Annotated in this window: 18 protein-coding genes; 8 read left to right on the forward strand and 10 right to left on the reverse strand. The window is 34.4% G+C overall.

Annotation, left to right across the window (positions count from 1 at the left end; translation table 11 throughout):
• Positions 1-13 precede the first annotated feature (13 nt).
• The 4 genes from V7719_RS04335 to V7719_RS04350 form a co-directional block, all read right to left on the reverse strand.
• Positions 14-1,261, reverse strand: a complete 1,248-nt coding sequence (locus V7719_RS04335; RefSeq protein ID WP_335728644.1) for a competence/damage-inducible protein A — start codon at positions 1,259-1,261, stop codon at positions 14-16.
• Positions 1,261-1,602, reverse strand: a complete 342-nt coding sequence (locus tag V7719_RS04340; protein WP_335728645.1) for an Hpt domain-containing protein — start codon at positions 1,600-1,602, stop codon at positions 1,261-1,263. Before V7719_RS04340 ends, V7719_RS04335 begins: the two co-directional genes overlap by 1 nt.
• A 2-nt stretch (positions 1,603-1,604) precedes the next feature.
• Positions 1,605-2,216, reverse strand: coding sequence for a fumarylacetoacetate hydrolase family protein (locus V7719_RS04345; RefSeq protein ID WP_335728646.1), 612 nt, complete (start codon positions 2,214-2,216; stop codon positions 1,605-1,607).
• Positions 2,217-2,316: 100 nt separating this feature from the next.
• Positions 2,317-3,093 (reverse strand): 3'-5' exonuclease, encoded by a 777-nt coding sequence (locus V7719_RS04350; RefSeq protein WP_335728647.1) that lies wholly within the window; start codon positions 3,091-3,093, stop codon positions 2,317-2,319.
• A 180-nt stretch (positions 3,094-3,273) separates the two neighbouring features.
• Between V7719_RS04350 and V7719_RS04355 the strand changes: the two genes are divergently transcribed.
• From V7719_RS04355 to V7719_RS04365, 3 genes are all read left to right on the forward strand, one after another.
• Positions 3,274-4,818, forward strand: coding sequence for a hypothetical protein (locus V7719_RS04355; protein ID WP_335728648.1), 1,545 nt, complete (start codon positions 3,274-3,276; stop codon positions 4,816-4,818).
• A gap of 158 nt (positions 4,819-4,976) precedes the next feature.
• Positions 4,977-6,164, forward strand: coding sequence for a DUF1624 domain-containing protein (locus V7719_RS04360; protein WP_335728649.1), 1,188 nt, complete (start codon positions 4,977-4,979; stop codon positions 6,162-6,164).
• An 83-nt stretch (positions 6,165-6,247) separates the two neighbouring features.
• Entirely contained in the window at positions 6,248-8,059 is a 1,812-nt protein-coding gene (locus tag V7719_RS04365; protein ID WP_335728650.1) for a glycoside hydrolase family 2 TIM barrel-domain containing protein, read from the forward strand.
• 119 nt (positions 8,060-8,178) lie between these two features.
• Here V7719_RS04365 and V7719_RS04370 read toward each other — a convergent pair whose 3' ends face one another.
• The 4 genes from V7719_RS04370 to V7719_RS04385 all read right to left on the reverse strand — a co-directional run bounded on the left by V7719_RS04370 (position 8,179) and on the right by V7719_RS04385 (position 13,941).
• Entirely contained in the window at positions 8,179-9,516 is a 1,338-nt protein-coding gene (locus V7719_RS04370; protein WP_335728651.1) for a dihydrolipoamide acetyltransferase family protein, read from the reverse strand.
• Between the two features lie 80 nt (positions 9,517-9,596).
• Complete coding sequence (locus V7719_RS04375; protein WP_335728652.1) at positions 9,597-10,703, reverse strand: glycosyltransferase family 2 protein; 1,107 nt, start codon at positions 10,701-10,703, stop codon at positions 9,597-9,599.
• 7 nt (positions 10,704-10,710) lie between these two features.
• A complete protein-coding gene (recR, locus tag V7719_RS04380) occupies positions 10,711-11,328 on the reverse strand; it encodes a recombination mediator RecR (RefSeq protein WP_335728653.1) in 618 nt (205 codons plus the stop codon).
• 102 nt (positions 11,329-11,430) lie between these two features.
• Positions 11,431-13,941, reverse strand: a complete 2,511-nt coding sequence (locus V7719_RS04385; protein ID WP_335728654.1) for a T9SS type A sorting domain-containing protein — start codon at positions 13,939-13,941, stop codon at positions 11,431-11,433.
• Between the two features lie 144 nt (positions 13,942-14,085).
• On the opposite strand from V7719_RS04385, the gene V7719_RS04390 reads away from it, so the two are divergent.
• Positions 14,086-15,561: a sodium:solute symporter gene (locus V7719_RS04390; protein ID WP_335728655.1), complete on the forward strand. Its 1,476-nt coding sequence runs from the start codon at positions 14,086-14,088 to the stop codon at positions 15,559-15,561.
• On the opposite strand, the gene V7719_RS04395 is transcribed toward V7719_RS04390, so the two are convergent.
• On the reverse strand, positions 15,545-15,907 hold the full coding sequence (locus V7719_RS04395) for a CoA-binding protein (protein ID WP_335728656.1): 363 nt from the start codon (positions 15,905-15,907) through the stop codon (positions 15,545-15,547). The genes V7719_RS04390 and V7719_RS04395 overlap by 17 nt on opposite strands.
• A gap of 163 nt (positions 15,908-16,070) precedes the next feature.
• Here V7719_RS04395 and V7719_RS04400 point away from each other — a divergent pair, with 163 nt between their 5' ends.
• On the forward strand, positions 16,071-18,527 hold the full coding sequence (locus V7719_RS04400; RefSeq protein WP_335728657.1) for a TonB-dependent receptor domain-containing protein: 2,457 nt from the start codon (positions 16,071-16,073) through the stop codon (positions 18,525-18,527).
• Between the two features lie 633 nt (positions 18,528-19,160).
• On the opposite strand, the gene V7719_RS04405 is transcribed toward V7719_RS04400, so the two are convergent.
• On the reverse strand, positions 19,161-20,171 hold the full coding sequence (locus V7719_RS04405; RefSeq protein WP_335728658.1) for a 3-oxoacyl-ACP synthase III family protein: 1,011 nt from the start codon (positions 20,169-20,171) through the stop codon (positions 19,161-19,163).
• A 194-nt stretch (positions 20,172-20,365) separates the two neighbouring features.
• Here V7719_RS04405 and V7719_RS04410 point away from each other — a divergent pair, with 194 nt between their 5' ends.
• From V7719_RS04410 to V7719_RS04420, 3 genes are all read left to right on the forward strand, one after another.
• Positions 20,366-22,819 (forward strand): prolyl oligopeptidase family serine peptidase, encoded by a 2,454-nt coding sequence (locus V7719_RS04410; protein ID WP_335728659.1) that lies wholly within the window; start codon positions 20,366-20,368, stop codon positions 22,817-22,819.
• A gap of 133 nt (positions 22,820-22,952) precedes the next feature.
• On the forward strand, positions 22,953-24,866 hold the full coding sequence (gene htpG, locus V7719_RS04415; protein ID WP_335728660.1) for a molecular chaperone HtpG: 1,914 nt from the start codon (positions 22,953-22,955) through the stop codon (positions 24,864-24,866).
• A 143-nt stretch (positions 24,867-25,009) separates the two neighbouring features.
• Positions 25,010-25,957 (forward strand): tRNA dihydrouridine synthase, encoded by a 948-nt coding sequence (locus tag V7719_RS04420; protein WP_335728661.1) that lies wholly within the window; start codon positions 25,010-25,012, stop codon positions 25,955-25,957.
• Positions 25,958-26,029 lie beyond the last annotated feature (72 nt).

Raw genomic sequence — 26,029 nt, forward strand, 5'->3', positions numbered from 1 at the left:
CAAACTAAAAGCGCTACTTTTTTAAAATTTCTTTTTGCATCATTTCAAAGGCTTTATTTGCGGCTTTGTTGATTACTTTTACACGATGATTTCCAAAACTATACTTCTCTGAATAAACGGCGTCTTTTGTAGCTATTGCGATATATACAATTCCTAAATCTTCTGCAGTATCATCTTTCGTAGGTCCAGCATTTCCAGTGGTTGCTATCGCATAGTCAGTATTCAATAACGTGCGTGCGTTTTTTGCCATAGCTTCGGCAACTTCTCCACTTACTACAGAATGCGTGTCTATAATAGCTTCGGAAACGTGAAGCACATTAACTTTTGCCTCTTTAGTATAGCTTACGACGCCTCCTTTAAAATATTTTGATGCGCCAGCATTTGCTGTAAAGCGCTCGGCAATTAATCCGCCAGTACAACTTTCGGCAGTAGCAACTGTTTTACCTATTTCAGTTAAATACTTTCCAATAACTGCTTCTATAGATAAATCATCTTCAAAACCGACAAAAATATCTTGAATTTGTGGCAACAACAATTGCGTTTGCTTTTCCATTTCAGCTTCAACAACTACCTTATCACTTCCTTTTGCTGATAAACGTAAACGTACACGACCCAAACTTGGTAAATAAGCTAATTTGATAAATTCTGGCAATTCGTTTTCGAAAGTTTCAATACGTTCAGCCAATGTACTTTCACCCAAACCGTAGGTTAAAAAGGTTTTATGCTGAATGTATGGAAATTGAAATTGGCTTCTTAACTTCGGAATCACCTCATCTGCAATCAAAGCTTTCATTTCGTAAGGTACGCCCGGTAATGCTATAAAAACCGTATTGTTTTTTTCTAACCACATACCTGGAGCACTTCCATATCGATTCATCAACACTTCAGCTTTTGAAGGCACCAATGCTTGATCTAAATTAACTTGCGTTACCGGTTTTTTGACATATACTTCCCAGAGATGTTCGATGTTTTTCCTCACGGAAACATCTTCTAATAAGGTATCATCAAAATATTCGGTAATTGTTTTTTTAGTGATATCGTCTTTTGTTGGCCCTAAACCTCCAGTTATAATGACGATATCTGCATTAGCTTCGGCTTCAGCAAACGCCTTTAAAAGATGAGTTCGATCATCTTGCACAGATGTAATTTGATACACCGAAACGCCTATCTTATTAAGTTTCTTAGCTATAAATGCTGAATTTGAGTCAACAATTTGCCCAATGAGAATCTCATCACCTATGGTAATAATTTCTGCTTGCATTAGAGATTAAAATCTTCCTTGAGTTCAGCAGAAGCTCGTTCTACGGCTGTTAACACCAATTCTAATTCACGAGAACAGTCTTCACCTGCTCTTTCAAATTTTCCCCAATCTTGAACTACAATTAGGTCTTGTAGTACGCCAAGTTCGAATAAATCTATTGTTGGTTTCATTTTATGAGCAGCCTGATACGTATTGTAGTAATCTGATTCAGCTACTGCTTTTTTGAGTCGTTCTGCATCTTCAGGCACTTCTTCTATAAATGCTTCTGCTATCGCCTGGATAAAATCCATGTCGTTGTCTGCTAAATCTTTAACTCTTGATAATTTGTAATGTTGTTCCATTCTTATTTTACTGTAATTGAAAACAATTGTTTGTCTTCGATATATCCTTTTAATTTATCGTTTGCAATAACTTTGCCAACTCCAGATGGCGTTCCGGTAAATATAATATCTCCAATCTTTAAAGTAAAATATTTTGAGACATATTCTATAATTTCATCAATTTTCCAGAGCATTAGACTTGTATTTCCGTTTTGAACGCTGAGGTCATTTTTGTGTAAACTAAAATTTATACGATTCACATCTTCAAAATCACTTTTAGGTAACCACTCGCCAATCACAGCTGAGCCATCAAAGGCTTTAGCTTTCTCCCAAGGTAAACCTTTAGCTTTAAGTTTGGCTTGTACATCACGTGCTGTAAAATCGATACCTAATCCTATTTGATCGTAATAATTATGAGCAAACTTCTTCGCAATATGTTTTCCAACTTTATTGATTTTTACTAAAATTTCGACCTCATGATGTACATCCTCGGAAAAATCTGGAATAAAAAACGGTTGCTTCCTCAGTAAAATAGATGTATCAGGCTTTAAAAAAACCACAGGATCTGTAGGTCTCTCATTTTTGAGTTCTTTGATATGTTCGGTATAATTACGACCTATGCAAATGAGTTTCATATATAAAGATTATAGAACATGGAGCGCTTCACTTGTAGAATAAAGACGATAATTTAATACTCTTATTATCTTTAATCTTGTCTTTCTGTTCTCTGTTCTATTAAAACAATTTATTATTGAAGGCTCTTAACTTAATCGCTGTAAGAACTTTTTTAGTGTACAATGGGAAATCGGCATTAAGCAACCAGCCAAAATAACCTGGCTCTTTTTCTAAAACTTCGGTAACCAACTTTCCTTTATGCTTTCCAAAAGAGAAGCATTCTTTATCATCTTTATTGAACGCTATAAAGCCAGCAAAATCAGCAAACTTCTTACGGGAACTGAATTCAGCTAAAAATTTAGCATCATTTTCTAAATCATCATATCGATCTAATTGTGCTTTCAACACTTCATAAGTAGCTATGGTATCTGCTTCTGCACTGTGCGCGTTATCTAAACTTTTATCACAATAAAATTTATATGCAGCACCCAACGTTCGCTGTTCCATTTTATGAAAAATAGTTTGTACGTCGATAGATTGTGTGCCTTTCATGTCGAAATCGACCTCAGCTCGTAACATTTCTTCGGCAAGGAGTGGAATATCAAATCGATTAGAATTAAAACCACCCAAATCACAATCCTTAATCATGCTATAAACCTCTTTAGAAATCTCGTTGAAGGTTGGCTTATCGGCAATATCAACATCTGAAATCCCATGAACTAAAGTCACTTCTGGCGGAATAGGAATTGTTGGATTAACACGTTGGGTGTAGATTTCCTCTTTTCCGTTAGGATGGACTTTCAAGATGGAAATTTCAACTATTCGGTCATTAGTGATATTAATTCCTGTCGTTTCTAAATCGAAAAAACAGATGGGTTTTGTGAGATTGAGTTGCATGTAATCAATTTTGAGACAAAGATAATGAGAATAAACAAAAAAGCCTTGCGAAGTACTAAAAACACGATTAATAGTTTCTGAAATGTCACTCTTTAAAAACAGGTATTTTTACGTAGCTCTAGCTCTAGTAGTTGATTTATATTAGTCTCAAACTTTTTAACACTAAAATCAACCACAATCATGAACATTTATGCATCAAAAATGTTGTACATACTTTTAGCAGCAACATTAGTTATATCATGTCAACCCAAGCAAGACAAAACAGAACACAACGATCTTAAAGAATCTCATTTTGAATATACACTTTCTGTCGAGGAAGTCGACTTAAAAAACGCACCTTCTTTACAATCATTTGCACATGGTGTAGATGGTGATAACTGGTTACTCTTTGCAGGTAGGACTAACTCCAAAGATTCTTTAAATGGAGGCTTACATAATTTAACTGCTAATTATGCAAACACCTCTTTTACACCACCATCATATAATGATAGAATATTTGTGTACAATGCAAAAAATGACAAGAGACATGAATTGCCTTTATCAACATTTAAACTGATGTTACAACAAGATTTTCCAGAAAATTATGCTGCATATAAAGGCTTTGAATCGGTCTTTCAAAACTCAAACGCTTTAGTCAAACAAAATGGCGAATACCTCTACGTCATAGGAGGCTATGGCCCAATAGATTTTAAGGCTCCGAAAAATGGTTATGAAACCTATAATCAAGTCGCTAAAATTCATGTGAAGTCTCTTATTCATCTAGTAAAAAGAGAATTTGAAAAAGTTGATGCTGAAAAATTCCTGTCTTTTGGAAGAGATAGTTTACTCATAAGCACTGGCGGAGAATTACAAGTTATGGGCTCAGAGAATACACCGACATTTTATTTAGCAGGTGGTCACAACTTTGCAAAAGGACAAAAATATGTAGATGCCGTTTATCCTTTTACGATAAAAGACTCACTTCATCAATTAACAATCAAACTACAAACACCTATTTCAGATGTTGTTGATCCTACCTTACCAATAGCTGATGATCTTTCTACATTTAGAAGAAGAGATGGACCAATAGTCCCTACAATTTATAAAAGCCCAGTAAACAATGACATTAATCAAGGACTCGCTTTTTATACTGGTGTGTTCATGCCTGGATCAGATTCAAATTTACAAGCATGGAATGATGCTGTTTATGTTCATCCTAGTTTTGCTAATAAAGAAGGGAAATTATTTACTATTGATACTGAGTATAATCAAAACAATTACAATGTGTATTCATGCCCTAACTTTGTAGTCTACGATTCAACATCGGATATCTCATATACTTTTTTAATTGGAGGTATAGGTGATGGAAAATTTGCAAAAGATGGTAATTTATCAGGATTTACAAATACAGCAGTTCGTATTGAGACCAATATTTCCGAATTTCCCCTAAGAAGTTCGCATCACTTAATAAAATCAGATTATTTATTTAATCAAAGCGCCAACAACAAGCCTCCATTTTACGGAGCTGAAGCCATTTTATTTATAAATGAAAACCTTAATCCTGTTTTGGCATCAGATGGTACTAAAACAGAGTTATTAGACATGACTTCTTTTGATAACTCAGACACAACTATTGGGCATATCTATGGTGGTATTGAAGCTTTTAGATCTAATCCTGGAACTTATGGAAAAACGTATTCTAGAGCTTCTAACAAAATTTGGAAAGTGGTATTAAAAAAGAAATAATTCAATTTTAAATAATGACTAACAAAAAAAGCACAATTTTAGAGTTGTGCTTTTTTTGTTATTTAAATCTAGGTTTTGCATTTTGAAAAAAATAAACGAACTTACGTTGATTTAAATTACAATTTGCTGATTAACAAACAATCAATCCATATTCCTTTATGAAAGTCAAATCCAACCGCATCGAATCTATCGACATTTTAAGAGGCCTCGTTATGGTTATCATGGCATTAGATCATGTAAGAGATTATACCAATTTCGGTTATTTTTACACCGATCCAACCAATATGGATACGACGACACCAGTACTATTTTTCACACGATGGATCACCCATTTTTGCGCACCCGTTTTCGTGTTTTTAGCTGGAACCTCAGCCTTTTTATATGGTTCTAAAAAAGCATCAAAAAAAGACTTGGCAAAATTTTTATTTACCCGCGGATTGTGGCTCGTCTTTATAGAATTAACAGTGGTTAATTTTGCATGGACCTTTGATATTGGTTTAGGCCTTCACATCTTTCAGGTGATTTGGGCCATCGGTATTTGTATGCTATTTATGTCGGCATTAGTTTATCTACATAAAAAAGTATTATTAGTCCTAGGGTTCCTAATCCTGTTTGGTCATAATCTTTTAGATGGTATTACCATGCAAGGCAATGACCCACTATCGCTGCTATGGTATTTTACGCATCAACAAGGCTTTCCAGAATTTAACAATGGAGAAAGCATCTTGCTTATCGCTTATCCGTTTTTACCTTGGTTAGGTATTATGATTTTAGGCTATTGTTTTGGTCATTTTTATAAGAAAGGTTTTGATGTGAAAATTCGTAAAAAGGCGTTGCTTTATTTTGGACTGGGAGCTATAGCTCTATTTATAGTGATAAGATTTATCAATATCTACGGAAATCTGACACCTTGGAGCGAACAAAAGAATATGACATATACACTTATGGATTTTCTAAACACCACTAAATATCCACCATCATTGATGTATGCATTAATGACACTTGGTCCTGCCATGTTATTTCTATATGCTATTGAATCTGTAAAGAATTGGTTTACAAATTTTTTAGTGGTCATCGGTCGTGTGCCCTTTTTTTACTACATCCTACACTTGTATGTGATTCATTTATTTGGATTCATAGGACTAAGTATTTTAGGTGAAGACTGGAAAGAATTAATAGATACACCTCATCGAGATGCCAGTGAATTTCTAGCCGATAAAGGCTTTGATTTGTGGGTTACCTATGCTGTTTGGATTGTTACTGTTGCATTGCTTTATCCGCTCTGTAAAAAGTATATGGTGTATAAAGCAAATAATCGAGACAAATGGTGGTTGAGTTATTTGTAGACTTAAACTAATTATATTTTGATTTATGTTACAAATTGACGAACTTACCTTAACACTTATAATCTGTTAATATATAATCTCGAATGAACTTCAAACAAAACTATATAGTTCTTTCTATTTACTTCTTTTGTTTCTGCATTAATGCTCAAACAACTATCCATAAAAATGATGGAAAATGGAATTTAAACGTCGATGGAAAACCATTTGAAGTTAAAGGCGTGACTTTTGGCTATGACAAAGATGTAGAAAATTACGAGACATATTTTGAAAATCTAAATTTCCTAGGTGTCAATACGATTAGGCTTTGGGCCACTAATGAGAATACGATTAAACTTCTAGATGTTGCCGATTCATATGGTATAAAAGTTATGCTTGGAATTTGGATGCGTCATGGACGCCCTGGAATGGAAGATGATGATAGCTTTGACTATATAAAAGACAAAGAAGGCATGGAAGACATGTATCGTAATGCGATTAAAACTGTTGAAACCTACAAAAATCATCCAGCAGTACTGACTTGGGGAATTGGAAATGAAGTCTACTTAAATATGACAACTGATGCCGAAAAAGAAGCGTATTCAAAACTATTAGAACGCATTTGTCAAGACATCAAAAAAACGGACTCCAATCATCCTATAACTTCAGTAGAAGCCTGGACATTCGGACTAGATTGGTGGGGAAAATTTGTACCATCTATTGACATTTATGGATTGAATAGTTATGGTCCTGGTGCAAATTATTTAGCTGGCGAATTAGAAAAAAAAGGCATTGATAAACCCTATATAATTACTGAATTCGGTGTTACAGGAGAATGGGATATCAAAGCCGAAAAAAATGGAATTAAAATTGAACCATCTGATCAAGAAAAATATGATGCTATAGCAAAAGGATACCATGATTGGATTAAAAACAAAACCAATTGCTTAGGGGTTTATGTCTTTCATTATTCAAATGGCAATAATTTCATTTCACCTTGGCTACTAACACATCATAGAGGGATGTACCGTCCGCAATATTGGGCGATTAGAGAGGCTTATACTGGAAATAAACCCGTTAATAGTATTCCTGAAATAAAAACGTTTCAATTACCTGATTCTAAAGTAAAAAGTCAAACTTGGATTCCTGTAACTTTAGAAGTGTTTGATGCTGAAAATGATAGCTTAGACTTCGGTTTTTATTACAATCAAAGAACTGGTAGTAGAAAACGAAGAGATCAGGTTAACAAACTTGATTTTAGGGGTAATATGACGGATGGTTTTGAAGTTCTTCTTCCAAAAGAAGATGGCGCCATAAAAGTGTATGTAAATGTTAGCGACACTTTCAATAACGTTGGCATAGCGTCAACTTCAATTATGGTTTTAGATGAAAAAGCAAAACTTAAAAAATATCTCGTACCAAAAGCCAAATTACCTTTTTATGTTTACAAGGACGGAAATGACTTGCCATATGCACCATCTGGATATATGGGGAATTATAAATATATATCTATAGACCTAAAGAATACTGAGTATGTACATTCTGGAGAAACGTCAATAAAAATTAGCTACAACTATGACCATGATTGGTATGGTGTTGGTTTTGTTGACCCCGCAAATGATTGGGGAGAAATTCTTGGTGGTTATGATATTACTGGAGCTGAAAAATTTAGTTTCTGGGCAAAGGCAAGCAAAAAAGAGGTGAGCGCTACTATTGGATTTGGGTTAATTGATAAGGACAAACCATTTCCTGATACTGCAAAAAAATCAATTGAAATCAAATTGAGTACAAAATGGAAAAAATACACTATCAAAACAAAAAACTTAGACCTAAGTTGTATTCGCTCAGGTTTAGTTATTTTTTCTAGTGCTAATCGAGCATCACAAGACATCTATATAGATGATGTGATTTTTGAATAAGTTTTTATAAGACTTACACCCTAACAAAAATCCACGAAAACATAAAAACAGAAAAAGCACAATCCTAAGATTGTGCTTTTTTATATAATTAGATCCCTGCTTTCGCTGGAATAATAAAATTAAATCTCGCGATTAGAATCCCAAGCTTCTAAATAGTCCTTTACCGCTTTTACAAATTGTCCGCCTAATGCACCATTGACAACACGATGGTCGTAGGAGTGCGATAAGAACATTCTGTAACGTATACCAATAAAATCACCTTCAGCAGTTTCTACAACAGCAGGCACTTTTCTAATAGCTCCAAGAGCTAAAATACCAACTTGTGGCTGATTGATAATTGGAGTTCCCATAATACTTCCGAAGGTACCAACATTAGTCACTGTGTATGTTCCTCCTTGAACATCGTCAGGCTTTAATTGATTATCCCTTGCGCGACTTGCTAAGTCATTTACTTTCTTGGTCATACCAACCAAATTAAGCTGGTCTGCATCTTTAATTACTGGTACAATTAAATTGCCATTTCCTAAAGCAGCTGCCATACCTAAATTGATACGTTTTTTCTTAACGATGGTATCTCCCTGAAGCGATATATTCATCATTGGAAAATCACGTAGCGCTTTGGCTACAGCTTCCATAAAGATTGGTGTAAAGGTTAGATTCTCACCTTCGCGTTTAAAGAACTCGTCTTTCACCTTCTTTCTCCAGTTCCATATTTTAGTAACATCAGCTTCAATAAAACTTTGCACATGCGCAGCCGTTTGTACAGACTCAACCATATGATGCGCAATGAGTTTCCCCATTCTTGTCATTTCAATAATCTCATCATCACCACTTGCAACTACTGGTGTCGATTCAGGTTTTTTATCTACAGACTTAGCTGGAGTTGGAACCGTTTTTGGTGCCTCTTGAGTTTCTACTTTTACAGGAGTTGGTTGTGAGCTTCTCATATCTATGTAAGAAAGGATGTCATTTTTAGTGACACGTCCTTCTTTACCAGAACCAGCAATAGCATCTAATTCAACCTGAGAAATACCTTCTTGTTTTGCAATATTTCTAACTAATGGCGAATAGAAACGATCACCAGAACTCACGATTGGAGCTGCAGTTTCTTGAGCAAGTGTTATTGTTTTAGCAACTTCAGCAACCGCAACAGGCTCTGGAGTAGTATCTTTTGCAGACACTACTTCTGTTGCTTCTGTTGAGCCACTATCTTCACCAGCTATTTCAATAACAGCAATAGTCTGACCTACTTGAACTACATCATCGACATCAAATAGTTTTTCAATTAAAACACCATCAACTTCACTCGGTACTTCGCTATCGACCTTGTCTGTCGCAATTTCTAAAACTGCTTCATCTGCTTCGATAGTATCACCAACTTCTTTTAACCAAGATGTTATTGTTGCCTCAGCAACACTCTCTCCCATTTTAGGAAGTTTTAGTTCAAATTTTGCCATATCTGTAATCTAGGGTCTATAATTTGTTTTTCGGTTGCAAAATTAATAAAAAATCAGCAAATTTGTTGAGATTATTTCAATTAATTAAAATCAAAAGCAATCACCTCTCCTCTACTTTTGGAGCTGTTACTTCCGATGATAAAGTTAGAGTTTTTTGGTAGAATTTTGAATGTCGCTGTACAATTTTTAGGTGAACTGGACAGGATTTCGATGATTGACTTAAAATTGAGATGATTATTATCTAAAATATACTCGGTATCATCGGCATAGTTTCTAACACCCAATTGCAACTTCAAATCATGTTTTAGTGCTACTTCTAGAGGCTTATTCATTTCCGAAGAGAGGAGCACATAGTGATTAACATTTGTCTTATCAATACCTGAAGGGTTTTTAAGTAAGGGCACAATCTTTATTCCGAACCATACTAACGCATCAAAAACAATATTGGATTTAAAATGCTTATTGTAAAAAATCTGCATCGCTCCATAAAATCGTTTGGCGTAAGTTTTATCTTTTAAAGTACTTTCGCCTTTGTAATGAATCATAGTTTTAGCGCCATAGTACATATTATTATAACCCGCTTGACTTACTTTATAAGACAAATCGATATCTTCACCATACATAAAGTAATCTTCATCAAATCCATTGACTTCATTGTATATTGATTTTTTAAGTAACATAAATGCACCTACAAACACGGGAACGTGACCAGTTTCTTTTTCGCCTAGTGTAGAGACATAATAAGACTTTACAAAGCCTAACATCTTTTTAATTGCGATTGTTGGTGTTGGAATATTTCGTTTGCTTTCTGGAAGAAATCGTCCTTGACCATCCACCAATCGGCAACTTACAATACCAAGGTTATCGTTGTCTTCGGAAAACTTCAGCAAGGTCTCAAACGTATCTTCGGCTATAACCGTATCTGGATTTAAAATGCAGACGTACTTGCCTTTTGCTTGAGCTACTCCAATGTTATTACCTTTTGAAAATCCGAAATTTTCAGTATTCTCAATAAGTTTCACCATCGGAAACAGGCGCTTTACCATCTCACAGCTGTCATCTTTAGACCAATTATCAATGACGATGATTTCAGCATCAATATGAATTAAAGCAGCTTCAACACTTTTGAGACAAAGCTCTAAAAAATGGCAGACATTATAATTTAATATGATAACGGATAGCTTCAACTAAAAATTATGATTTTAAAGATGTTTCAAACGGAATTCTGTTAATGATACTTCGACCAAGTGTGACCTCATCGGTATATTCGAGCTCGTTTCCTACGGAAATCCCCCTAGCAATAGTTGATGTTTTTACATCATAACCTTGAATCTGCTTGTAAATATAAAAGTTAGTTGTATCACCTTCCATCGTAGAACCTAGAGCAAAAATAAGCTCCTTAATCGTCCCCAGTTTCACTTTCTCCACCAACGATTGGATATTTAGCTCATTTGGACCAATACCATCCATAGGTGATATTTTTCCACCTAAAACATGATACAAGCCTTTAAAAGAACTTGTATTTTCTATAGCCATAACATCTCTTATATCTTCAACAACACATACGATATTCTCAACACGATTAGAGTTTGAACAAATTTCACAAACATCTGTATCACTTATATTATGACAACTCTTACAGAATTTTATCTCTGTACGCATTGTACTTAATGCGTTCGCAAAATCGAGTGTTTGCTCCTTAGGCTGACGCAATAAATGCAACACCAAACGTAATGCCGTACGCTTACCAACTCCAGGTAATTGCGACATTTCGCTAACTGCATTTTCAAGTAATTTTGAAGAAAATTCCATAGTTGCGAATTTACAATTTGTAGAGCAATTTCAAGAGGCATTGCATAAAAAAACCACTATCGTCGTAACAATAGAGGTTTTTAGTATGTATTTGATAATATGCTATTTAATAACTAATTTTTTGGTTATTGATCCAACTGCGTTATTAATTTTAACAAAGTATAGACCAGACGCATAATTAGACACATCTATATTAGTAGGTTCTGAGATATTTTTGCTTTTCGTGTAGTACATCAATTTACCTAAGGCATCATATATTTTAATTGTAACAGGTTCGTTCTTATCCCAATTTAATGTGACACTATTTGTAGCAGGGTTTGGATACACTTTAAAGGTTTCTAAATCAAATTCGCTCACACTTAAGGAGGAGTCATAGACACTAGATCTCCATAGTCCACGACCAAAAGTTCCAGCATAAATTTTATCATCTGCAGTATTAATTTCCAATTCGTTGATACGCACATTTGGCAAACCATTATTAAAAGGCAACCAAGAGTTCGGAGTTGTATTATCTTTATAGTATACGCCATAATTCATTCCGACATACATACCATCCTGTCCATTATTTTGATATGCAATAGCCTGAGCAGGAAATGCAGGTAGATCAAACTCAGCACCAGTAAATGAAATACCGTTATTAGTACTCACATATACTCTTTCAGATCCTGACGTCGCTATAGCAACCTTAGTTGCATCTGTAGGATGAGGCGCAATACTATTAACAATTCCGCCGCCTAAATTTAAAGTTGGTGATTGAAACCAATTAGCACCTCCATCTAAGGTTCCAAAAAAGTTACCATTAATTGCCATATACATGATATCGTTATTAATAGGAGATATTTTTAAATGATCAATATTAGCACCAAAATTTGTAGATATAGATGCCCAAGTAGCACCTCCATCTATTGACTTATACACCTCATCGTAAGCCACATAAATCACATTACCATCTATTGGATCTTGTTCAAATGGTACAATCCAATTCCAATTATTTTGCCCACCTTTACCTTCAGGCTGAGAGATTCCTGCAAGATTAGATCCACCATTTGTACTTTTATATAAAGACCCAAACTGGCTGGTTCCATATAAAATTTGAGAATTGTTCTTATCAATAAAACTTTCCATTCCATCTGCACCTAACCAATCGGTCCAGTTACCAGCAGCATTCATAACGGATGATCCGTTATCTTGAGCACCTCCAGTAACAACTACAGGATCTGTTTGACTTATACCAATTTTATAGAATTGACGTATTCCTAAACCATTAGTTAAATCCGTGTAAAAATTAGTATTTACAACTGTTGTATTATTTGCTACGTAAACACCTCCATCTGAACCAACATATAACTTGTCGCCTACAAACTCCAAAATATCTACATCGGCATGACAATAGCCAATACCTTCAAACTGAGCATTCCCTGGTGTCCATTGAGAAGTAATACTAAATGTAGCACCTCCATTACTTGATTTCCATGTATTTATTCCAGCTATGTGCACTTCATCAATGTTAGTTGGATTAACAGCAATATCCATATCTCGTGGTGCCTGTCCTAAATTATCATCTGCTAAAGAGCTATAACCAAAGTAATTTTTTCCTATATGACTTAAAGTTGTAAAACTAATTCCCGAATTAGTAGACTTATATAAATTATTAAAGACGCCTCCACTTGCTTCAAGAACATAAACTGTATTTGCATCATCTGCAGACACACCAATCATTTTTTGTCCAGAAGTTGCCACAGATGGAATTATTATAAATGATGCTCCACCATTATTAGAATAATAGAAACTGTTTCCTGAAGCATAAACAACACTAGGATCACCTGGCTTGAACTCTACATCGTATCCACTCCCACCGGTAATTTGCGTCCAATTTAATCCACTATCCGTTGATTTATTAATTCCACCACCTTGTGCCGTAGCATACATTTTTGTGCTATTTGCTGTTGGGTCAATCAATATTTTATTAATGTTTCCATTTCCTATATCAGAGTAAAAATTCCAAGTGCTACCCGAATCTGTTGATCTAAAAATTGTTCCTCCTGTAGATCCCCAATAATAAATAGCAGGATTTTTTGGGTCAATAGCTAAGGCAAAAACGTCAATATTAGATAAGTTATCTGTTAAGACTGTCCAGTTTTGGCCTCCATCAGTAGATCTCCAAATACCTCCAGTTACTGAACCCACAATCATTGTAGTTGGTGTATTTGGGTCAACTGCAATCGACGTGATACGACCTACTCCTGGATTCCATCCAGATGTTGCATTCCATGAAGTAGGTCCCATTTCTTCCCAAGTACCCACTGTGGTTCTTGCTAACACATCACCCGAATTTAAATATGCGTTATAGTTTTCGAGCTCTTGCTGATAAAATTGCGGTGATTTTGTTTTTCCCGTTTCATCCATGTTACGCTCAGCAAAATACTGCCATCTTTTGAACGATTTATAGCCTGTTCCTCTGCCTCTACCAGCAGTATCAAAGTAAGTTTCCGCCTCTTCAACGATTTCAGCAACAGTATAGTCTTCGACTTGAGAAATCATGTTATTATACTCTTGAGACCAAGATGTTATAGCAAAAAAAGCAAATGCGAAGACGAGTAATATCTTTTTCATTATTAATGAAATTTAGGACAAAATTATCATAGATAATTGCATTAAATAGGCAATTATGCTACTTTAATTTTAAATGGTTAATATTGTTTACAATTTTTTGCTAAAATAAGATTTTTCTAATAAAGTCTTGTTAAAACCCCATTTATGTCGACGAATGCCATCATTATACTCATATTAGCCTATTTTGGAGTACTTATTTTAATTTCTTACTTCACGGGAAAAGAAGACTCCAACGAGGTGTTTTTTAAAGCTAAAAAACAATCGCCTTGGTACGTTGTAGCATTCGGTATGATTGGCGCATCCTTATCTGGTGTTACTTTTATATCTGTACCTGGAATAGTGGATGGGCAACAGTTTGCGTATATGCAAGGTGTTTTTGGTTTCTTTGTGGGATATTTAATAGTGCTTTTTGTTTTACTGCCTTTGTATTACAGACTTAATGTGACTTCTATTTATCAATACTTAGAGCATCGATTTGGTAAAGTGAGTTACAAAACTGGTGCATTTTTCTTCTTATTATCAAGAGTCACTGGAGCGTCATTTAGACTATATTTAGTAGCCTTAGCTATGCAATACATTGTTTTTGAGGAATTAGGTGTTCCGTTTTGGATTACTGTTGTTATCTCTATTCTTTTAATATGGATTTACACCAAAAGAGGTGGCATAAAAACCATTGTTTGGACAGATACATTACAAACACTAGCCATGCTTACTAGTGTTGTTGTGGCAATTGTTTTAATTGCTAACAAGTTGGAATGGTCAGCTTCAGAAATTATAAATAATGATCTCTTCAAATCTAAAAGCAAAATCTTCTTTTTTGATGATGTGAATGCAACAGTCTATTTCTGGAAATACTTTATTGGAGGAATTTTCATCACTATAGCTATGACAGGTTTAGATCAAGATATGATGCAAAAAAACCTGACTTGCAAGAACAAAAAAGATGCACAAAAAAACATGTTTTCTATGTCCGTTTTATTGGTCATAGTCAACTTTGTCTTTTTAAGCTTAGGTGCATTATTATTTATCTATGCTGAAAAATTTGGTGTCGACATTCCGGTGGTAGATGGAAGGACAAGAAATGACCTTTTATTCCCTGAAATAGCGATGAATCAAAACTTAGGAACTGGTCTTGCCATAACTTTCATCATTGGCTTAATTGCTGCTGCTTATAGTAGTGCAGATAGTGCATTAACGTCTTTAACGACTTCGTTCTCTGTAGATTTTCTAAATATTGAAAAGAAAGAAGCATCTCTACAAAAACCACTTCGTAAAAAAGTGCATATTGGCGTGTCATTAGTATTAATAATTGTTGTTATTATTTTTAATACTCTAGAAGGCAGTGTTGTTAGCAATCTATTCAAATTTGCCACGTTTACTTATGGTCCTTTATTAGGTTTATTTGCATTCGGAATCTTAACCAAAAAAGGTATAAAAGATAAATATGCATGGATTGTTGGTTTAGTAGCTATTCTTATTACTTACGGAATAACATCTTTACCAGTTTCAATTATTGGCACTTATAAATTTCATTGGGAAGTATTACCAATTAATGGTTTAATCACTATGCTTGGCTTATTTTTAATTTCAAAAAAGCAATCGACTAGTATTGATTCGTAGACAATAGAACTAGCGTACAAGCTTCTTCAAAATAAACACCTTCTTGTTTTAAAATATTCTGAAAATCGGGGTTTTCGGTTCCTGGATTAAAGATAACCCGTTCAGGATGTAAAGAAATGATATAGTCATAAAACGCTTTTTGTCGTTCGGGATTGAGGTACAAGGTTATCGTATGAATGTCCTTATAAGGCATCAAATGTGTATCAATAGCAACTCCAGAAACCTTGCCTTCTCTTAAGCCAAATCCAACAACTTCATACCCATGACTTACCAATCGATTTATTGCAAGATTGGAATAACGTTGTGGTTTTAAAGACGCTCCAACGACCAAAGTTTTTTTATTCATTCCAAATAATTTTCTACAAAAATAGCATTCACATCTTGAGTATTAAGCTCAAAATGTTAAAAGCATGTTAAAATAAGTAACACATCTGCATAGTTGTCGTCTATGAGATAACAACCGTTTTATTAAGCAATAAGACTCATCAATCAAAACAATCAATCAATAAATGAAAAAAATCACACAATTGTGCATTTTTCTATTTGCCCTTATGGCATTTGCACAACCCCCAAAATTAGATTTAAGAGATGGCACTGTAACAGGCAGAGTTATAGATGCAACGCTTAATCTACCATTACCTTATGTGAATGTTATTATAAAAGATGCATCCGACGCTATCATTACTGGTGGAATTACAGAGGATAATGGGAACTTCAAAATTAAAAAATTACCTGAAGGCGTTATTAAAATTGAAATCACTTACATTGGTTATAAAACCATAGTTAAGGAAGTAACAATTGGCAAAAACAACCGTAATATAAAGCTTGGAGATCTCTTTTTAGAAGAAGACATTGCTAGTTTAGACGAAGTAACTATAGTTGCTGAAGTTTCTACTATACAACAAAAAGTAGACCGTAAGGTCATTACTATTGGTAAAGACCTTGCTGCAAGTGGAACTGCTTCAGAACTTATGGTAGGAATTCCTTCGGTAAGCATAGATACACAAACTGGAGATATTAGTTTAAGAGGAAATCAAAACGTACGTGTTATGGTTGATGGGAAACTATCAAACATACCTACTGCGCAATTACTTAAACAAATCCCTTCAAGTGCAATTAAATCTATAGAGTTAATTACAAACCCTTCTGCTAAATATGATCCAGATGGTATGAGTGGCATCATTAATATAGTACTACACAAAAATTCTATGGTTGGATTTAATGGAAGCTTAAGTACAAATTTTAGTTACGAAAGACGACCAAAATTTAATAGTGCATTAAATATGAACTATAGAAATGGTAAATTCAACTTGTATGGCAACTATAGTAATAATATCTCAAAGAGTTTTAACTATGGACTAATCAATAGAATTGATCAGAATACAATTCAAAATGTAAGAGTTCTAGACACTAAAAAATCTCACGCATTTAAAGTGGGGCTTGACTTTTATCTTAATGAAAAAAACACGATATCGGTTTTTACTAACCTAAATTCATTTGATGGTGGAACAGATGCAGAAACTGACATCGTTTTTGGCAACGGTACATTTCAAGATCAATTTATCACCAGTGATGGAGATAACACGTCTGAACAATATAACTTCGATTATAAATTAGATTTTGATAAAGAAGGTCAGAATTTAGAACTTGAGGTAGATTATAACGTCTACGATAGCGATTCTGAATCAAATAATTCCTTTTCTGGAAGCGCAAATAACCGACCTAACTTTTTCGAATTAACACATACTGAAAGAGATCGTACTTCGATTAACTTAGATTATGTTGATCCATTATCTGAAACTACAAAACTAGAATTAGGTCTTCAAGCTAGGTTATTTAATAATACTATAAACTATGAATCTGATGGACGTTCTCAAAATGCAAATGGTGGTTATATTCCTTCATTAACTAATTTTGATTATAGTAGAGATATTTACTCGGCTTATGTAAATTATAACAAAAAAATAAACAAGTGGAATGTTCAATTAGGACTTCGTGCTGAATCTGCAAATGTTGAAACTTTAGCTGAGGAGACGGATTTAATAACAAATGAAGTTACAGTGACACCTTTTGATAATGATTATTTTGAACTTTATCCTTCGGCATTTGTAACCTTGCAAGCTTCAGAAAAGAACTCTTATCAATTTAGTTATAGCAGACGTATTGACAGACCAGGCGTTGGACAAATAAACCCCTTACCAGAATTTAATACACCTTTAATTTCTAAGTTTGGTAATCAAGATTTATTACCTCAGTTTACAAACTCGTTTGAAACAAATTACACAAGAAAATTAGAAAAAGGAAGCATCACTGGAGGTGTTTTTTATAGAAGAATTAAGACAGAAATCTCGACTGTAATTCTTGTGGATAGAGCAGATTTTAATCGATTAATCGTAACAGACGACAATTTTTCAAATACATCTGCCTACGGATTAGAAATATCTTCTAGCTATCGTCCAACATCATGGTGGTCCCTTAACGGAAGTTTTGATTTGTATTCACAAACACAGAAAAGTATTAGTGAACGTTTAACGGCGCCAGCTGAAACAGCAACAGAGGCCGATATTGTTCTAGAATCTGTAGAAGTTGACAATGTAGCGTATAATTTTAGAGTCTTTAATAACTTTAAAGTGAATAATAAGTTATCGTTTACTGCATTTGCTTTTTATCGTGGAGCGAACGAAAGTATCCAATTCGAACAGGATGCAATGCACTTCGTAAATCTTGGAATGCGTTATAACTTCTTGGAAGGAAAGGCTACATTTAGTTTTAGCTACAATGATGTATTTAATACGATGAAGTTCTCTGGCAATTCTCATAGGCCTTTGAGACAAGATCTTCAATTTAATTGGGAAAGCAACACTTGGAATCTTGGACTTAATTACCGTTTCGGTGGTGGAAAATATCGTGCTAAATCTCGTAAGAATAGAGATAAAGACGAAAAATCTGGAGGCGGATTCATATAAAAATAAAGTAAAGTTTAGTAACCTACATATAATAGTTGATGGTTAGTGTTAGTGTTTGGTTACTAAATAAGAAAACCCAAGACGTTTCGTTTTGGGTTTTTATTTTTATTTTTATTTTTATAAAGAAGTGTTAAAGTTTAATATTCAATGTAATATAGGCATTCACTTCACGACAAATCTTCTATACATAACATTTGGTTTATTAAGATTAGCTCTAAGTACTAGACAAAATTTTAAATGATTAATAGCAAGAAAATCCGTAGTGCAAACTGCGGATTTTTTTTAGTCCCTAAATCGAAAAACACCGCGTTGTGTTAATTGATAGTTAAAAATGTTAAGAGATGAAATAAATTAGGCATTCTAGCGTAATAAGTATGTGATAAGTTTTAAGGTTAAGCAGTTTAAACAAATCACTATTTTATAGTTTTAGTGTTTTTAGTAAAATTGGTTAATAGCAGAAAAATCCCAAAGCATAAACTTTGGGATTTTTTGTATCTATGATTTAAAAGTTTTTAAATTGATTTATTTCAGTTTCTATCGTTCAAATTTGAAATTAGTAGATGATTATACCTTATCACTAGTAAACTGAATTTTGATTATTGACAATGAGATCTTTTTTTTCGAAGGGATTTATTACCACTTCATAATCACACTTCCCCAAGTAAAACCACTACCAAAAGCAGCCAAGACAACCGTATCGCCTTCTTTGATTTTACCTTCTTCCCAAGCTTCGGTTAATGCGATTGGAATGGAAGCTGCTGTTGTATTTCCGTATTTCTGTATATTATTAAATACTTGGTCATCTCCCAATTTAAACTTACGCTGTATAAACTGCGAGATACGTAAATTAGCTTGATGCGGAATTAACATATCAATATCATCGACTTGAAGGTTGTTTTTCATCAAACCTTCCATAATCACTTCACTAAAACGAACCACAGCATTTTTAAACACAAATTGACCATTCATATAAGGATAATAACTTTCGTCATTAGGATTGTCTTCAGAAATAATGTCTGTCACCCAACGCGTTCCCATTCCTGGTGCCATAACGACCAATTCCTCTGCATGTTCACCTTGTGAGTGCAAATGCGTCGATAAAATCCCTTTACTCGTATCTTCTTCTCTAGTTAAAACTGCAGCTCCTGCTCCATCTCCAAAAATCACAGATACTCCTCTACCACGTGTCGTTTTATCTAATCCACGCGAATGTAATTCGCTACCAATCACAAGTATGTTTTTATACATGCCTGTTTTAATAAAGTTATCTGCTACAGAAATCGCATACACAAATCCAGAACATTGATTACGTACATCTAAAGCACCAACAGTTTTAATATCTAAAGCGTGTTGTACTTGAACACCTGGTCCCGGAAAATACATATCTGGACTCAAAGTCGCAAAGATGATAAAATCAATATCGTCTTTATCTAAACCAGCACGTTCAATAGCAACTTTAGCAGCTTTGACTCCCATGGTCGCCGTTGTATCTCTTGAGCCTTCCTTAACCCAACGACGTTCTTTAATTCCGGTACGCTCTTGTATCCATTCGTCATTAGTATCCATCATTTTGGATAAATGAGCATTCGTGACCACATTGTCAGGAACATAATGTCCTAAACCTATTATCTTGGAATTGTACATAGTATTTTTTGTATTAAATAAGTGATTGCAATTTAACCATTTCAGTAGTACTTTTTTTTAAACGGAAACCTATTCGTTATGCATGCATAGTAATATAAAACACGTGTTCCTTATGATTTAATTTTAACCTCGTAATTCCCTCAATAAATCATAATTTTAGTATCTTCAAGGACTAACAAATATTCAGATATAAAATGAAACATCTCATTCAATTATTTACTCTTTTTATAGCCTTTGGAAGCTACGCCCAAGAAAATCTAACCTATCAACAACCTCCTGATGAAATTCTAGAACTTGCTGATGTAGAATTAGCCCCAGGTGTACAAATTGATAGTAAAGGTGAACATATGGTCTTGCTATATCGCGATCAATACAAATCTATTGCTGAGCTATCGGAAACGGAGTTAAGACTTGCTGGACTGCGAATTAATCCAGTAACTAATATCGGAAGTAGAACGAGATACATAACAAATATTAAAGTAAAAAAGACGAGTGATAAAGACGCAAAACAAGTTTCTGGTCTGCCAGCAAATGCGAGGCTCTCAAGTTTTAGTTGGTCTCCTGATGAATCCATGATAGCATGTTTGAATACAACGGCTTCTGGTGTGGAAGTTTGGGTATTACATATTGCAGAAGCCCAAGCAACCAAATTAACAAAAGCGACCGTAAATGCTAATATGGGAAGTACTATCAATTGGTTTAAAGACAATAAGAACTTACTCGTAAAAATGCTTCCAAGTAATCGAAAACCGTTAATTGATTCAGCCATTGCTGTACCAACTGGACCAACAGTCTCAGTAAGTGATGGATCAAAAGCACAAAACAGAACCTATCAGGATTTATTAAAAACACCAAACGATGAGTTTAATTTTGAGCAATTAGCGCTTTCAGAAATTAAAAAAGTATCAATAAATGGAACCATTAATGATTTCTTAAATCCAGAGATGTATCGCGGTATTAGTTTTTCCCCTGATGGTAATTTTGTGAAAGTCATGAAAATTAAACGACCATATTCATACCTCGTGACATACACCAGATTCCCAAATGAAAGTATCATTTACGATATGAATGGCAAGACCATTACAACAGTAAATGATGTGCCTTTAGACGAAGTAAGACCAAAAGGATTTATGGCGACACGTAAGGGAAAACGTGGGATGTCATGGCGCGGAGATCAACCTGCAACATTAGTTTGGACTGAAGCTCTTGATAATGGAGATCCTGCTATTGACGTTGAATTTAGAGATGCAGTTTATGAACTTAAAGCACCATTTAATGGTCAACCCAAACAAATTTTAAAAACCAAACAACGCTTTGGTGGCATTGAATGGGGAAATGAAACCACAGCTATTGCTTATGATTATTGGAGAAATACCCGAAATTTAAAAACTTATGTTTTTAATCCGTCGAACCCAAAAGAGACGCCAAAAGTAATTTCCGACAGAAATTACCAAGATAACTATAGTAATCCAGGAAATTTTGTGAGCTCAAAAAACAAGTATGGTCAATCCACTTTAGAAATAAATGGCGATAAATTATATTTAATGGGAGATGGTTACACCAAAGAAGGCCAGTTTCCTTTTATAGATGAATACAATATTAAGAGCAACAAAACCAAACGCTTATATCAATCTGAATATAAAGAAAAGTTAGAAAGCTTAAACTCTGCAATTGATATGAAAAAAGGGGAAATCCTTGTCCGTATCGAATCTCCTACTGAATATCCAAATTACTACATCAGAAATATTAATAAGAAAAATAACCTTATCGCAATTACGGCGTTTGACAATCCCTTTAAAAGTCTAGAAAAAATCAATAAACGTGTCATCAGTTATAAGCGAGATGATGGTTTGGGTCTAGAAGGAACCCTATACTTGCCATTAGATTACGAGGAAGGTAAAAAATACCCAATGATATTATGGGCTTACCCTCGCGAGTATAAAGACAAATCTAGTGCATCTCAAAGTACTACAAATCCTAACAAATTTGTATATCCTTCTTGGGGTTCACCAATTTATTGGGTGACTAGAGGTTATGTCATTTTAGACAAAGCTGCATTTCCAATTGTAGGTGAAGGTAGTGATGAACCTAATGATTCGTTTAGAACACAACTCGTTGCGAACGGAAAAGCAGCCATTGATGCCGTTGATGAACTCGGCTATATTGATAGAAATAAAGTAGCCGTTGGCGGACATAGTTATGGCGCGTTTATGACAGCAAATCTATTATCTCATTCCGATTTATATGCTGCTGGTATTGCCAGAAGTGGTGCATACAATAGAACATTGACTCCTTTTGGTTTCCAAAGTGAAGAACGTAGCTATTGGGAAGCACCAGAGGTTTACAATAATATGTCACCATTTATGCATGCCGACAAAATGAAAACTCCACTCTTACTTATTCATGGTGTTGCCGACAATAACTCTGGAACCTATCCGCTACAAAGTGAACGCTACTTTAACGCTTTAAAAGGATTAGGTGCGACAGTGCGTTTAGTTATGCTACCAAAAGAAAGTCATGGCTACTCTGCAAAAGAATCTATTATGCATATGCTTTGGGAACAAGACGAATGGTTAGAGAAACATGTAAAGAATAAAAACGAAGAAGAAGAGCCTATAACGAACGATGAAACCAAATTAAAAAACTAATCTCACTCTATAATTTTAAAGCCATTCACATTTGAATGGCTTTTTTTTATGTCATCTTGTCATAATTCATCTCTTGGTATTTTATTTGACTACACACTAGTATTCAAATTAATTATATTAAAACATACATATCATGACAAAAGGGAACATTAATGTATCGGTAGAGAATATTTTTCCGCTCATTAAAAAATTCTTGTATAGTGACCACGAAATCTTTTTACGTGAGTTAATCAGTAACGCTACAGATGCAACACTTAAATTAAAACACTTAACGAGTATTGGTGAATCTAAAAGCGAATACGGAAATCCACAAATCGAAGTTAGAATCGATAAAGAGGCTAAAAAAATTCACATCACCGATCAAGGTTTAGGTATGACAGCCGAAGAGGTTGAAAAATACATTAACCAAATTGCCTTTTCAGGCGCTGAAGAGTTTTTAGACAACTATAAAGATGCTGAAAAAGATTCTGGAATTATTGGTCATTTCGGACTAGGATTCTACTCCGCTTTTATGGTTGCTGAAAAAGTAGAAATCATCACCAAATCTCATACTGATGCGCCAGCTGCACATTGGACTTGTGATGGCTCACCCGAATTTACTTTAGAAGCATCTGATAAAACTGAAAGAGGTTCTGAAATCATTCTTCATATAGCAGAAGATTCTACAGAGTTTTTAGAAGAAGGACGCATTACCAGCTTATTATCTAAGTATAATAAGTTTATGCCTGTTGCTATTAAATTTGGAACTAAAGAAATCAACGATCCTGAGTTCACGCCTAAAACTACTAAAGATAAAGAAGGCAAAGAAACGTCGGAACCTCACAAACAAATCACAGTAGATAATATCATCAATAATCCTAATCCAGCTTGGACAAAACAACCAACAGAATTAGAAGGCGATGATTATAAAAGTTTTTACCGCGAGTTATATCCAGCACAATTTGAAGATCCTTTATTTCATATTCATTTAAATGTTGATTATCCATTTAATCTAACAGGAATATTGTATTTCCCTAAGATGAATAATGATTTAAATGTTCAGAAGGATAAAATTCAGTTATACCAAAATCAAGTTTTTGTAACGGATAACGTTGAAGGTATCGTACCAGAATTCTTAACGATGTTAAGAGGTGTTATTGATTCTCCAGACATTCCATTAAATGTATCCCGTTCATATTTACAAGCAGATGGTGCCGTAAAGAAAATTTCATCTTACATCACTCGTAAAGTTGCAGATAAGCTTAAATCGTTATTCAATGCTAATCGTGAAGATTTCGAGAAGAAATGGGATGATATCAAAATAGTGATTGAATACGGAATGCTTTCCGAAGAAAAATTCTTTGAAAAAGCAGATGCGTTTGCATTATATCCAACAGTTGATGGTGACTTCTTTACTTATGAAGAATTATTTAATAAGATCAAAGCAAACCAAACCGATAAGGATGGCAAGCTTGTGATTTTATATGCGTCAGATAAAGATGCTCAGCATTCTTATATTGAATCCGCTAAAGCGAAAGGTTATGAAGTTCTATTATTAGATTCTCCAATTGTATCGCATTTAATTCAGAAGTTAGAAACGACAAAAGAGAATATGTCTTTCGCACGTGTTGATGGAGATCATATTGACAACCTCATCAAAAAGGACGAGACTGCGATTTCTAAACTTTCCGAAGAAGAAAAAACAACTTTAGATACGTTGTTGAAAGAAGTTGTTCCATCAGAAAAATTCATGGTCCAATTAGAAGCTATGGATAGTGATGCATCACCGTTTATAATTACACAACCTGAGTTTATGCGTCGTATGAAAGAGATGCAGCAAACTGGCGGCGGTGGCGGTATGAATATGTTTGGTAGTATGCCAGAGATGTACAACCTCATCGTGAATACCAACTCTGAATTGGTTGGCGAAATTCTAAACACCAAAACCAAGAAAAAGCAAGAACGTTTGATTACTCAAAGTTTAGACTTGGCTCGTTTGTCTCAAGGCTTACTGAAAGGTGAAGAGTTGACCAACTTTATCAAGCGTAGTTATGATATGATTAAATAATTTGTAATTCCGCACTTGATGCGAAATCTAAATAACTAAAACCACTTTGTTAAGTCAAGGTGGTTTTTTATTGCTTGATTTTATGGAAAAATCACACTCCAAAACAAAAAACAATTCACTTATATTTGCTACAAGCATAAACTATGAGTTTTACACTTTTATCTTCACCTTTACAAGGCTTTACCGATTTTCGTTTTAGGAATGCACAAAACAAATATTTTGGTGGTATTGATACGTTTTATGCACCATACATTCGTTTAAATGGAAAACTAAAAATAAAATCCTCCTACGAGCGCGATTTATTACCTGAGCACAATTCCACCTTAGAAGTTATACCGCAAGTCATTACAAATGATGCCGACGAGTTTTTATTTGTTGCCAAATACGTACAACAATTTGGATATAAAGAACTCAACTGGAATTTAGGCTGTCCTTATCCAATGGTTACAAATCGCGGAATGGGATCTGGCTTAATTTGCGACCCAAATAAAATAAACGATATTTTACATCGTGCCCACAGCGAAACTGATATTTTAGTCTCTATGAAAATGAGAATGGGTTACGAAAATAACGAAGAAATATTGCACACCTTTCCTGTTTTAGATAAATATCCACTTAAAAATATTGCTATTCATGCACGTATTGGAAAGCAATTATATAAAGGTGGCGTAGATTTGGAAGCGTTTCAAAAATGCATAGATGTTGCCAAACATAAACTGTATTACAATGGAGATATTACTTCGTTAGCACAATTTAAAAAAATGCAGGAGCGTTTCCCAAGTATTGACCATTTTATGATTGGTCGTGGATTAATTGCAGATCCTTTTTTACCTAGTATGATAAAAAACGACACGACTGAATATCCTAAAAACCGTTGGGAGTTGTTTGAAGCTTTTCATAACGAAATATACCAACAATACGATGCTGCTTTATCTGGTCCAACTCCAATAAAAATGAAAATGCTAGGTTTTTGGGAATATTTTTCACGCTCTTTTTCTAATCCACAAAAAACCTACAAAAAGATTAAAAAAGCAACTAATCCAGTAAAGTACCAACAAGCAGTAAAAGAAATTTTAAATACCGAGAAATAAGAATCTCTTAATTCAAAAAACCACTTCGCTCGCTCAAGGTGTTTTCTTTATGTCACTTCTTCTCTATTTCCA

Source organism: Psychroserpens sp. (assembly GCF_036960315.1).
Lineage (GTDB): Bacteria > Bacteroidota > Bacteroidia > Flavobacteriales > Flavobacteriaceae > Psychroserpens.